Below are 12,304 nucleotides of genomic sequence, written 5' to 3' on the forward strand. Positions count from 1 at the left end.
GCCCCGGTGATGTCCGTGCCCGACAGTAGGGTGTCTGACATGGCCGACCCCTCCAGCTACCGCCCCCAGCCGGGACAGATTCCCGACTCCCCGGGGGTGTACAGGTTCCGCGACGAGCACCGCAGGGTGATCTACGTCGGAAAGGCGAAGAGCCTGCGCCAGCGCCTGGCGAACTACTTCCAGGACCTGGCGAACCTGCACCCGCGCACCCGCACGATGGTCACCACGGCCGCGTCCGTGGAGTGGACGGTGGTGTCCACGGAGGTCGAGGCACTCCAGCTGGAGTACTCCTGGATCAAGGAGTACGACCCGCGGTTCAACGTGAAGTACCGCGACGACAAGAGCTACCCGTACCTCGCCGTGACGATGAACGAGGAGTTCCCCCGCGTCCAGGTGATGCGCGGCCAGAAGAAGAAGGGCGTCCGCTACTTCGGCCCCTACGGCCACGCCTGGGCGATCCGCGACACGGTCGACCTCCTCCTGCGCGTCTTCCCCGTCCGCACCTGCTCCGCGGGCGTGTTCAAGAACGCGGCCCGCACCGGCCGCCCCTGCCTGCTCGGCTACATCGGCAAGTGCTCCGCCCCGTGCGTCGGCCGCGTCAGCCCGGACGAGCACCGTGAACTCGCCGAGGAGTTCTGCGACTTCATGGCCGGCCGCACCGGCACGTACATCCGCCGCCTGGAGAAGGACATGACGGCCGCCGCGGAGGAGATGGAGTACGAGCGGGCGGCCCGCCTGCGCGACGACATCGAGGCGCTGCGCAAGGCCATGGAGAAGAGCGCCGTCGTCCTCGCCGACGCCACCGACGCCGACCTCATCGCCCTGGCCGAGGACGAGCTGGAGGCCGCCGTCCAGATCTTCCACGTCCGCGGCGGACGGGTGCGCGGCCAGCGCGGCTGGGTCACCGACAAGGTGGAGGCCGTCACCAGCGGCGACCTCGTCGAGCACGCGCTCCAGCAGCTCTACGGGGAGGAGAGCGGGGACGCGGTCCCCAAGGAAGTGCTCGTCCCGGCGCTGCCCGACCCCGTGGAGCCCATCCAGACCTGGCTCACCGAGCGCCGCGGGTCGAACGTGTCCCTGCGCATCCCGCAGCGCGGCGACAAGAAGGCCCTCATGGAGACCGTGCACCGCAACGCGCTGCAGGCACTGGCCCTCCACAAGACGAAGCGCGCCTCCGACCTCACCACGCGCTCGCGCGCCCTGGAGGAGATCGCCGAGGCCCTCGACCTGGACAGCGCCCCGCTGCGCATCGAGTGCTACGACATCTCGCACCTCCAGGGAGACGACGTCGTCGCGTCCATGGTCGTCTTCGAGGACGGCCTCGCCCGAAAGAGCGAGTACCGCCGCTTCCAGATCAAGGGCTTCGAGGGGCAGGACGACGTCCGCTCCATGCACGAGGTCATCACCCGCCGCTTCAAGCGCTACCTGGCCGCCCAGGAGAAGTCCGCCGAGTGGTCCGACACCGAGCTGGACGACGACGAGGGCCCTGTCGAGTCGCGGCTCACCGAGGACGACGGCCGGCCGAAGAAGTTCGCCTACCCGCCGCAGCTCGTCGTCGTGGACGGCGGCCAGCCGCAGGTCGCGGCGGCCCGGCGGGCCCTGGACGAGCTGGGCATCGACGACATCGCGGTGTGCGGCCTCGCCAAGCGCCTCGAAGAGGTCTGGGTCCCCGGCGAGGACGACCCGGTGGTCCTGCCCCGCACCAGCGAGGGCCTCTACCTCCTGCAGCGCGTCCGCGACGAGGCGCACCGCTTCGCGATCACCTACCAGCGCAGCAAGCGGGCCAAGCGGTTCAAGGCCGGTCCCCTGGACGACGTACCCGGACTGGGCGACGCGCGCAAACAGGCACTGATCAAGCACTTCGGTTCGGTGAAGCGGCTACGGTCCGCCACAATCGACCAGATCTGCGAGGTCCCGGGCATAGGCCGCAAGACGGCCGAGACGATCCTCGCGGCCTTCGCGCAAGCGGCACCGGCGGCGCCCGCGGTGAACACGGCCACCGGAGAGATCCTGGAAGACGAAGAGCAGACACCGGCCGGCGCGACGGACGCGCCGACCGGCGGGGGACCCGTCACCGCGGGCACCCCGGAAGAACGACGGGGGCAGGAACCATGAGCGAGCACCACCCACAGAACGAGCGCGGAGCGGACATGAGCACCCCAGGCGCCAGCGACGACAAGGCCGGGACGGACGCCCCCGGTACCGACACCCCCGGCGCGGCCCACCACGCGGAGGCGCCCGGCGTCCCCGAGGCCGCCATCCCCGAGCTGGTCATCATCTCCGGCATGTCCGGCGCGGGCCGCTCCACGGCGGCGAAGTGCCTGGAGGACCTCGGCTGGTTCGTCGTCGACAACCTGCCGCCGGCCCTGATCCCCACCATGGTGGAGCTCGGTGCCCGGTCCCAGGGCAACGTCGCGCGGATCGCCGTCGTCGTCGACGTCCGCGGCCGCCGCTTCTTCGACAACCTCCGCGAGTCCCTCGCCGACCTCGAGTCCAAGAACGTCACGCGGCGGATCGTCTTCCTGGAGTCCTCGGACGAGGCCCTCGTACGCCGCTTCGAGTCGGTGCGCCGCCCGCACCCCCTCCAGGGCGACGGCCGCATCGTCGACGGCATCGCCGCCGAGCGCGAACTGCTGCGCGAGCTGCGCGGCGACGCCGACCTCGTCATCGACACCTCCAGCCTCAACGTGCACGAGCTGCGCGCCAAGATGGACGCCCAGTTCGCGGGCGAGGAGGAGCCCGAGCTGAGGGCCACCGTCATGTCGTTCGGCTTCAAGTACGGCCTGCCCGTCGACGCCGACCTCGTCGTCGACATGCGCTTCCTGCCGAACCCCCACTGGGTCCCGGAGCTGCGCCCCTTCACCGGCCTCAACGAGGAGGTGTCGAACTACGTCTTCTCGCAGCCCGGCGCCAAGGAGTTCCTCGACCGCTACACGGAGCTGCTCCAGCTGATCGCGGCCGGCTACCGCCGCGAGGGCAAGCGCTACGTGACCATCGCGGTCGGCTGCACCGGTGGCAAGCACCGCTCCGTCGCCACTTCGGAGAAGCTCGCCGCCCGCCTCGCCGCCCAGGGTGTGGAGACCGTGGTCGTCCACCGGGACATGGGCCGCGAATGACGGGACGTACGCTGCGGCTCACCAGCCGGCTGCGCAGCAGGCGCACCACACCGGCCCGCGGCAGGGGCGCGACGCCCAAGGTCGTCGCCCTCGGCGGGGGCATGGGCCTGTCCGCGTCGCTGGCCGCCCTGCGCCGCATCACGGGTGACCTCACAGCGGTCGTGACGGTCGCCGACGACGGCGGCTCCAGCGGGCGCCTGCGCGACGAGCTGGGCGTGCTGCCGCCCGGCGACCTGCGCAAGGCCCTCGCGGCCCTGTGCGGCGACGACGACTGGGGCCAGACCTGGTCCCGCGTCATCCAGCACCGCTTCCAGTCGCCGGGGGAGATGAACGGGCACGCGGTCGGCAATCTCCTGATCGTCGCCCTGTGGGAGCAGCTCGGCGACCACGTCCAGGCCCTGGACCTGGTCGGCAAGCTGCTCGGCGCGCACGGGCGCGTGCTGCCCATGTCGGCGGTGCCGCTGGAGCTCCAGGCCCTGGTCAAGGGGCACGACCCGGACCGCCCGGACGACATCGACACCGTCCGCGGGCAGGCCACGGTCGCGCTCACACCGGGCGAGGTGCAGTCCGTGCACCTGGTGCCGCACGACCCGCCGGCCGTCCCGGAGGCGGTCGCCGCGGTGCTCGACGCGGACTGGGTGGTGCTCGGCCCGGGATCCTGGTTCTCCTCGGTGATCCCGCACCTGCTCGTGCCCGAACTGCTGGACGCGCTGGTCGAGACGAAGGCCCGCCGGGTCCTCTCGCTGAACCTCGCGCCGCAGCCCGGAGAAACCGAAGGGTTCTCACCGCAGCGTCATTTGGAGGTTTTGGGACGACACGCCCCTAAACTCGCCCTGGACGTGGTGCTGGCCGACGAGGCCGCCGTGCCCGATCGTGAGTCCCTCACCGACGCCGCCAAGGAGCGCTTCGGTGCCGCGGTCGAGCTGGCGCCGGTGGCCAGGCCCGACGGAACTCCGAGGCACGATCCGGAGCTGTTGGCCGCCGCGTACGACCGTATTTTTCGGATGCATGGAAGGATCGGCCCATGGCGATGACGGCAGCGGTGAAGGACGAGATTGCCCGGCTCCCCGTCACCCGGACCTGCTGCAGGAAGGCCGAGGTGTCGGCCATTCTGCGGTTCGCCGGCGGCCTCCACCTGGTGAGCGGCCGCATCGTGATCGAGGCGGAGTTGGACACCGCGATGGCCGCCCGGCGGCTCAAGCGCGACATTCTCGAGATCTTCGGACACAGTTCCGAGCTGATCGTGATGGCACCCGGCGGACTGCGCCGAGGCTCGCGCTTCGTCGTACGTGTGGTGGCGGGCGGCGACCAGCTGGCCCGGCAGACCGGACTCGTGGACGGCCGCGGCCGCCCGATCCGGGGTCTTCCGCCGCAGGTGGTCTCGGGGGCCACCTGCGACGCCGAGGCCGCCTGGCGCGGGGCGTTCCTGGCGCACGGCTCGCTGACGGAGCCGGGCCGTTCCAGCTCGCTCGAGGTGACCTGCCCGGGCCCGGAGGCCGCGCTGGCCCTGGTGGGCGCCGCCCGCCGGCTGTCCATCGCGGCGAAGGCCCGTGAGGTGCGCGGCGTGGACCGGGTCGTCGTCCGTGACGGCGACGCGATCGGCGCCCTGCTCACCCGTATGGGAGCCCACGAGTCGGTGCTGGCCTGGGAGGAGCGGCGGATGCGCCGCGAGGTCCGCGCCACGGCGAACCGGCTGGCGAACTTCGACGACGCGAACCTGCGCCGTTCGGCCCGCGCCGCCGTCGCCGCCGGGGCCCGCGTGCAGCGCGCCCTGGAGATCCTCGCCGACGAGGTGCCCGAGCACCTCGCGGCGGCCGGGCGGCTGCGCATGGAGCACAAGCAGGCCTCCCTGGAGGAGCTGGGCGCGCTCGCCGACCCGCCGCTCACCAAGGACGCGGTCGCGGGCCGGATCCGGCGGCTGCTCGCCATGGCGGACAAGCGTGCGCAGGACCTCGGCATCCCGGGCACGGAGTCGAACCTGACCGAGGAGATGGCGGACAACCTGGCGGGCTGAGCCGCCCGCTGACCCGAAGCTCCACGAGCCGGTGGTGGCGCCCCACGAGGGCGCCACCACCGGCTTTCGCGTTCCAGCGCGCCTCCAGGCACCCCTCTGGCACCCGCACCTCCCGCTGATTCGCGTCTGCGAACTTTGCGAGCTGTCAGGCGGGCGCCGATCTTCCGTTCACACTTTGGTGCGCAAGTGAGCGGGGATTACTTCAGATGCGACTGAATGCCGGCGTGACAAGAGTGGCTCAAGGGGCTTCAGTGGCGCTTTGTGACGCCTTAAGAGCGGTTCCGGTAAGGGTGCGCCGGGGGTGGGGAATTGGCGGGCCTCGGTTCCTGGTCCGCGGTACTCGATCCCGCGCCCGGGGAACTCCGGACCGTCGCCCGCGCGTCATGCCCGCTTCACCGGAACCGGGAAATCCGCAACCCGTGAGGCGCCGGACGGCCGTGTGGCGCACGGGGAGTCTACGGGTGGCCCGCGCGGGCGGCGCACCTCAGGTAAAAGCGCTCATCAGAAAGGGTGCCCGCTCAATTAGCGACTCGGGGGCCGGAAAATATCCCCGGAATAACCGCCGCCTGAACGTTACTCGCGAGTAAGTATCTCGGTATCCGCTATAGCTGCGCTCGATGTCACTCAGATCGCTTATGGGAGGTAGGGTCGGAGGCGGTCGGGGACATCCCATACAACTCGCCGGCGTCGAAAACCGGCGTACCAACGAGGAGATCGGTTCGTGACGATCCGCGTAGGCATCAACGGCTTTGGCCGCATCGGTCGCAATTACTTCCGCGCACTTCTCGAGCAGGGTGCGGACATCGAGATCGTGGCTGTCAACGACCTGGGTGACACCGCGACGACCGCACACCTGCTCAAGTACGACACGATCCTCGGCACGCTGAAGCAGCCCGTGTCCCACACGGCCGACACCATCACCGTCGGCGAGCACACCATCAAGGTGCTGTCGGAGCGCGACCCCGCCGACATCCCGTGGGGCGACCTGGGCGTCGACGTCGTCATCGAGTCGACCGGCATCTTCACCAAGCGCGAGGACGCCGCCAAGCACCTCGCCGGTGGCGCGAAGAAGGTCCTCATCTCGGCCCCGGCCAAGGACGAGGACATCACGATCGTGATGGGCGTCAACGAGGACAAGTACGACCCGGCCAAGCACGACGTGATCTCGAACGCGTCGTGCACCACGAACTGTGTGGCGCCGATGGCCAAGGTCCTCGACGAGAACTTCGGCATCACCAAGGGCCTGATGACGACCGTCCACGCGTACACGAACGACCAGCGCATCCTGGACTTCCCGCACAAGGACCTGCGCCGCGCCCGCGCCGCCGCGGAGAACATCATCCCGACCACGACCGGTGCCGCCAAGGCCACCGCCCTGGTCCTCCCGCAGCTCAAGGGCAAGCTCGACGGCCTCGCCATGCGCGTCCCGGTCCCGACCGGCTCGGTCACCGACCTGGTCGTCGAGCTGGACCGCGAGGTCACCAAGGACGAGGTCAACGCCGCGTTCGAGAAGGCCTCCCAGGAGGGCCCCCTCGAGGGCAAGCTCTACTACACGGCCGACCCGATCGTGTCCTCGGACATCGTCTCGACGCCCGCCTCCTGCACCTTCGACTCCCTGCTGACCATGGCCGAGGGGAAGACGGTCAAGATCATCGGCTGGTACGACAACGAGTGGGGCTACTCGAACCGCCTCGTCGACCTGACGGTCTTCGTCGGCAGCCAGCTCTGAGCCTCTAAGGTTCTAGAGCAGCAAGGCACTCAGATGTGAGCGAAGGGTCCGGACCCGCGCGACGCCGCGCGACCGTCCGGACCCTTCGCGCGTCAGCCTCAAGCCTCAGCCCTCACAAGGAAACGAGTCATGAAGACCATTGAGGAACTTCTCGCCGAATCGGTCGACGGGAAGCGGGTGTTCGTCCGCGCCGACCTCAACGTGCCGCTGGCCGACGGCCTGATCACCGACGACGGCCGCATCCGCGCCGTCCTGCCCACCGTCAAGGCCCTCGCCGACGCCGGCGCGAAGGTGATCGTCGCCTCGCACCTGGGCCGCCCCAAGGGCGCCCCGGACCCGCAGTTCTCGCTCCTCCCGGCCGCCGAGCGCCTTGCGGAGCTCCTCGGCAAGCCGGTCGCCTTCGCCCAGGACACGGTCGGCCCGGCCGCCCACGACGCCGTGAACGGGCTGGAGCCCGGCCAGGTCGCCGTCATCGAGAACCTGCGGTTCAACGCGGGCGAGACGAGCAAGGACGACATCGAGCGCGGCGAGTTCGCCGACCAGCTCGCCGCCCTCGCCGACGTCTACGTGGGCGACGGCTTCGGCGCCGTCCACCGCAAGCACGCCTCCGTGTACGACCTGCCGAAGCGGCTGCCCCACTACGCCGGATACCTCATCGCCACCGAGGTCGGCGTCCTGAAGAAGCTCACCGAGGACGTCAAGCGCCCCTACGTGGTCGCGCTCGGCGGCGCCAAGGTCTCCGACAAGCTGGCCGTCATCGACCAGCTCCTCGGCAAGGCCGACCGTCTCCTCATCGGCGGCGGCATGGCCTACACCTTCCTGAAGGCCAAGGGCTACGAGGTCGGCATCTCCCTCCTCCAGGAGGACCAGATCCCGGCCGTCACCGAGTACATGGAGCGCGCCGAGAAGAACGGCGTGGAGCTCGTGCTCCCGGTGGACGTCCTGGTCTCGGCCGAGTTCCCCGACCTCAAGGGCAAGACCCCGGCCAACCCCACCACCGTCGCCGCGGACGCCATCCCGGCCGACGAGGAGGGCCTGGACATCGGCCCCGAGACGCGCAAGCTGTACGCCTCGAAGCTCGCCGACGCCGAGACCGTCTTCTGGAACGGTCCGATGGGCGTCTTCGAGCACCCCGACTACGCCGAGGGCACCAAGGCGGTCGCCCAGGCCCTCGTCGAGGCTCCGGGCTTCACCGTGGTGGGCGGCGGCGACTCCGCCGCGGCCGTCCGTACCCTGGGCTTCGACGAGAACGCTTTCGGCCACATCTCGACCGGCGGCGGCGCCTCCCTCGAGTACCTCGAGGGCAAGACGCTTCCCGGTCTCGCCGCACTGGAGGACTGACCCCGCATGACTGCTCCCGTAGAGGGCCGCACGCCGCTGATGGCGGGCAACTGGAAGATGAACCTCAACCACCTCGAGGCCATCGCGCACGTCCAGAAGCTCGCCTTCGCGCTCGCCGACAAGGACTACGAGGCCGTCGAGGTCGCCGTCCTGCCGCCGTTCACCGACCTGCGCTCCGTGCAGACGCTCGTCGACGGCGACAAGCTCAAGATCAAGTATGGCGCCCAGGACCTCTCGGCGCACGACTCCGGTGCCTACACCGGCGAGATCTCGGGCTCCATGCTCGCGAAGCTCAAGTGCACCTACGTCGCGATCGGCCACTCCGAGCGCCGGCAGTACCACGCCGAGACCGACGAGATCGTCAACGCGAAGGTGAAGGCCGCCTACAAGCACGGCCTGACCCCGATCCTGTGCGTCGGCGAGGAGCTGGACGTGCGTGAGGCGGGCGACCACGTCTCGCACACGCTCGCCCAGGTCGAGGGCGGTCTCAAGGACCTGCCCGCCGAGCAGGCCGAGACGATCGTCATCGCCTACGAGCCCGTGTGGGCCATCGGCACCGGCAAGGTCTGCGGCGCCGACGACGCGCAGGAGGTCTGCGCGGCGATCCGCGGCAAGCTCGCCGAGCTGTACTCCCAGGACGCCGCCGACAAGATCCGTATCCAGTACGGCGGCTCGGTCAAGTCCGGTAACGTCGCGGAGATCATGTCCAAGCCGGACATCGACGGTGCCCTCGTGGGCGGTGCCTCGTTGGACACCGACGAGTTCGTCAAGATCGTCCGGTTCCGCGACCAGTGATCGCGCGCCCGCGCGACCTGTGAGTATGCGCTAGCGGCGTTACGTCGTACCCTTGCGGGGCCGGGTGGCTGCCACCCGGCCCCGTCCGCCTGACAAGTCCGAGGAAGTTGGTCCAGCTGTGGTTATGGGGTTCTCGATCGCCCTGATCGTCTTCAGCCTGCTGCTGATGCTCCTGGTGCTGATGCACAAGGGAAAGGGCGGCGGTCTCTCCGACATGTTCGGTGGCGGCATGCAGTCCTCCGTGGGCGGCTCCTCGGTCGCCGAGCGGAACCTGGACCGGATCACGATCGTGATCGGTCTGCTCTGGTTCGCGTGCATCGTCGTGCTCGGCATCCTGATGAAGATCAACAACTGACCTTCGGTCACCAGGGCTTCGGCCCGGCCGGGTCGGCATCTCACATTCCTCACGCAATGCCCCATGTAGGGTGCGCGCTCAACGGCGCGGCCTATCATGGGGCATTGCGTCTGTGCGAGGGGATGTAACTCCAATCACTGGACGCGCGTTGGGCCTTACGTAGACTGAGGCGCTCCGCGGCGAAGCGAGCCGACACGCTTCGCGGCACCATCAGGCAGGGAGTTACGACCGTGGCAAGTGGCAACGCGATCCGAGGAAGTCGGGTCGGGGCGGGGCCGATGGGCGAGGCCGAGCGCGGCGAGTCCGCGCCACGCCTGCGCATCTCCTTCTGGTGCTCCAACGGGCACGAGACGCAGCCGAGCTTCGCTTCCGACGCGCAGGTGCCGGAGACCTGGGACTGTCCGCGGTGCGGATTCCCGGCCGGACAGGACCGGGACAACCCGCCGGACCCGCCGCGCACCGAGCCCTACAAGACGCACCTCGCGTACGTCAGGGAGCGGCGCAGCGACGCGGACGGCGAGGCGATCCTCGCCGAGGCGCTCGCGAAGCTGCGGGGCGAGATCTGACCAGCCGTACGGGCCGGGTACCGACAGGGTGCCCGGCCCCTTTCGCATGCCCGGGAGCGCAGGCCCGAGTGCGTCGCCGAAAGGCCCGGACCGCCCTGATCAACTAGGTTGGTCGACAGTTGCGGGGCATCACACGCACGCGGGTACGAGAGAAGGCTGAAGTCAGGCATGAACGCGTCCGACAGGCAGGCAGCACCGACCCAGACGCCCGAGTGGCAGGCGCTGGTCAAGCATCGTGAGGAGCTGGGCGAGGTCCGGCTGCGCGAGCTGTTCGCCGCCGACCCGGAGCGCGCGACGCGCTCCGTCCTCGAGGTCGGTGACCTGCACATCGACCACTCCAAGCACCTCGTGACCGACGAGACGCTGCGCCTGCTGCGCGAGCTCGCGGCCGCGACCGACGTCTTCGGTCTCCGCGACGCCATGTTCCGCGGCGAGAAGATCAACACCACCGAGGACCGCGCCGTCCTGCACATCGCGCTGCGCGCCCCGCGCGACGCCGTGATCGAGGTCGACGGCGAGAACGTGGTGCCGGGCGTGCACGCCGTCCTCGACAAGATGTCCGCCTTCGCCGACCGGGTCAGGTCGGGGGAGTGGACGGGCCACACCGGCCGGCGCATCAGGAACGTCGTCAACATCGGCATCGGCGGCTCCGACCTCGGTCCGGCGATGGCCCACGAGGCGCTGCGCTCCTTCACCGACCGCGACCTGACGGTCCGTTTCGTGTCCAACGTGGACGGCTCCGACCTCCACGAGGCCGTACGGGACCTGGACCCGGCCGAGACGCTGTTCATCGTCGCCTCGAAGACCTTCACCACCATCGAGACGATCACGAACGCGACCTCCGCCCGCAACTGGCTGCTGACCGGGCTGAGGGCCGGCCAGGAAGCCGTCGCGAAGCACTTCGTCGCTCTGTCGACGAACGCGGAGAAGGTCGCCGAGTTCGGCATCGACACGTCCCACATGTTCGAGTTCTGGGACTGGGTCGGCGGACGTTATTCGTATGACTCCGCGATCGGCCTGTCGCTGATGATCGCGATCGGCCCGGAGCGCTTCCGCGAGATGCTCGACGGCTTCCACCTCGTCGACGAGCACTTCCGCACCGCGCCCGCCGAGTCCAACGTGCCGCTCCTGATGGGCCTCCTGGGCATCTGGTACGGCAACTTCCACGACGCCCAGTCGCACGCCGTGCTGCCGTACTCCCACTACCTGTCCAAGTTCACCGCCTACCTCCAGCAGCTCGACATGGAGTCGAACGGCAAGTCGGTGCAGCGCGACGGCGAGCCCGTCACGTACCAGACCGGGCCGGTCGTGTGGGGCACCCCGGGAACCAACGGGCAGCACGCCTACTACCAACTGATCCACCAGGGCACGAAGTTGATCCCCGCCGACTTCATCGGCTTCGCCGAGCCCGTCGCCGACCTGCAGCCCGGACTCGCCGCCCAGCACGACCTGCTCATGGCGAACTTCTTCGCCCAGACCCAGGCGCTCGCCTTCGGCAAGACCCCGGACGAGGTGCGCGCCGAGGGTGTGCCCGAGGAACTGGTCCCGCACAAGACGTTCAAGGGGAACCACCCGACCACCACGATCCTGGCCACGTCACTGACCCCGTCCGTGCTCGGCCAGCTCGTCGCCCTCTACGAGCACAAGGTGTTCGTCCAGGGAGCGGTGTGGAACATCGACTCCTTCGACCAGTGGGGCGTCGAACTCGGCAAGGTCCTCGCCAAGCGCGTGGAACCCGCCCTGACCGAGGGCGCGGACGTCCCCGGGCTCGACAGCTCGACCAAGGCCCTCGTCGCCAAGTACCGGGAACTGCGCGGGCGCTGACGAATTGGGTTAATCGGGTGCGGGAGTGCCGTCCGGCGGGCCAGACTGCGGGTCCGTGACCCTGCCGGGAGGCACCCCCGTGGACCACCTCATGTCGGCCCTCGCCGACCCCGAACGACTGAAGCTGTACGCGCGGATCGTGCTCGACGACCTCCCGCCGAGCGAGGCCGACTCCCCGGCGGCCCGCCGCCACCTGGGCAAACTCCTCGCGGCGGGCCTGGTCCAGCGGCTCGACGACGGTTCGCTGCGCGCCGGGCCCGAGGTCTTCCGCAGGGCCCGCACCGCCGAGTCCGCCACCGGCGTCCCGCGCCACCTCGCCGGCTTCTTCGCGCGCGGCCGCCTCACCGCGATCCCGGTGCGCCCCACCGTGCGCCACGACCTGCTCGTGCACCTCACGGACACCCTCTTCGAGGCGAACCGCACCTACAGCGAGACCGAGGTCAACGAGGCGCTGCGCACCGTCCACGACGACACCGCGGCCCTGCGCCGCTACTGCGTCATCGACGGCCTCCTGGTCCGCGAGAAGGACGGTTCCGACTACCGGGTACCGCAGCACGCGTGAGG

At 69.8% G+C, this 12,304-nt stretch carries 11 protein-coding genes; all 11 read left to right on the top strand.

The window, feature by feature from the left end:
• Positions 1–39 precede the first annotated feature (39 nt).
• On the top strand, positions 40–2,115 hold the full coding sequence (uvrC, locus tag IAG42_RS27185) for an excinuclease ABC subunit UvrC (RefSeq protein ID WP_188339584.1): 2,076 nt from the start codon (positions 40–42) through the stop codon (positions 2,113–2,115).
• Positions 2,112–3,116 (top strand): RNase adapter RapZ, encoded by a 1,005-nt coding sequence (rapZ, locus tag IAG42_RS27190; protein ID WP_188339585.1) that lies wholly within the window; start codon positions 2,112–2,114, stop codon positions 3,114–3,116. Before uvrC ends, rapZ begins: the two co-directional genes overlap by 4 nt.
• Positions 3,113–4,150, top strand: coding sequence for a gluconeogenesis factor YvcK family protein (locus tag IAG42_RS27195; RefSeq protein WP_188339586.1), 1,038 nt, complete (start codon positions 3,113–3,115; stop codon positions 4,148–4,150). Before rapZ ends, IAG42_RS27195 begins: the two co-directional genes overlap by 4 nt.
• Positions 4,141–5,130: a DNA-binding protein WhiA gene (gene whiA, locus IAG42_RS27200; protein WP_188339587.1), complete on the top strand. Its 990-nt coding sequence runs from the start codon at positions 4,141–4,143 to the stop codon at positions 5,128–5,130. Before IAG42_RS27195 ends, whiA begins: the two co-directional genes overlap by 10 nt.
• A 721-nt stretch (positions 5,131–5,851) precedes the next feature.
• On the top strand, positions 5,852–6,859 hold the full coding sequence (gene gap, locus IAG42_RS27205; protein ID WP_188339588.1) for a type I glyceraldehyde-3-phosphate dehydrogenase: 1,008 nt from the start codon (positions 5,852–5,854) through the stop codon (positions 6,857–6,859).
• Positions 6,860–6,988: 129 nt separating this feature from the next.
• Positions 6,989–8,200 carry a phosphoglycerate kinase gene (locus IAG42_RS27210; protein ID WP_188339589.1) on the top strand — a complete coding sequence of 404 codons (1,212 nt, stop codon included), beginning with the start codon at positions 6,989–6,991 and terminating at the stop codon, positions 8,198–8,200.
• A gap of 6 nt (positions 8,201–8,206) precedes the next feature.
• Complete coding sequence (tpiA, locus tag IAG42_RS27215; protein ID WP_188339590.1) at positions 8,207–8,995, top strand: triose-phosphate isomerase; 789 nt, start codon at positions 8,207–8,209, stop codon at positions 8,993–8,995.
• Between the two features lie 124 nt (positions 8,996–9,119).
• Complete coding sequence (gene secG, locus IAG42_RS27220) at positions 9,120–9,350, top strand: preprotein translocase subunit SecG (protein WP_018533286.1); 231 nt, start codon at positions 9,120–9,122, stop codon at positions 9,348–9,350.
• A 230-nt stretch (positions 9,351–9,580) separates the two neighbouring features.
• A complete protein-coding gene (locus tag IAG42_RS27225; protein ID WP_003976875.1) occupies positions 9,581–9,916 on the top strand; it encodes an RNA polymerase-binding protein RbpA in 336 nt (111 codons plus the stop codon).
• Between the two features lie 168 nt (positions 9,917–10,084).
• Complete coding sequence (gene pgi, locus IAG42_RS27230; RefSeq protein WP_188339591.1) at positions 10,085–11,740, top strand: glucose-6-phosphate isomerase; 1,656 nt, start codon at positions 10,085–10,087, stop codon at positions 11,738–11,740.
• A 55-nt stretch (positions 11,741–11,795) separates the two neighbouring features.
• Complete coding sequence (locus IAG42_RS38610) at positions 11,796–12,302, top strand: DUF2087 domain-containing protein (RefSeq protein ID WP_384628322.1); 507 nt, start codon at positions 11,796–11,798, stop codon at positions 12,300–12,302.
• Positions 12,303–12,304 lie beyond the last annotated feature (2 nt).

Source organism: Streptomyces xanthii, from assembly GCF_014621695.1.
GTDB classification, from domain to species: Bacteria; Actinomycetota; Actinomycetes; order Streptomycetales; family Streptomycetaceae; genus Streptomyces; species Streptomyces xanthii.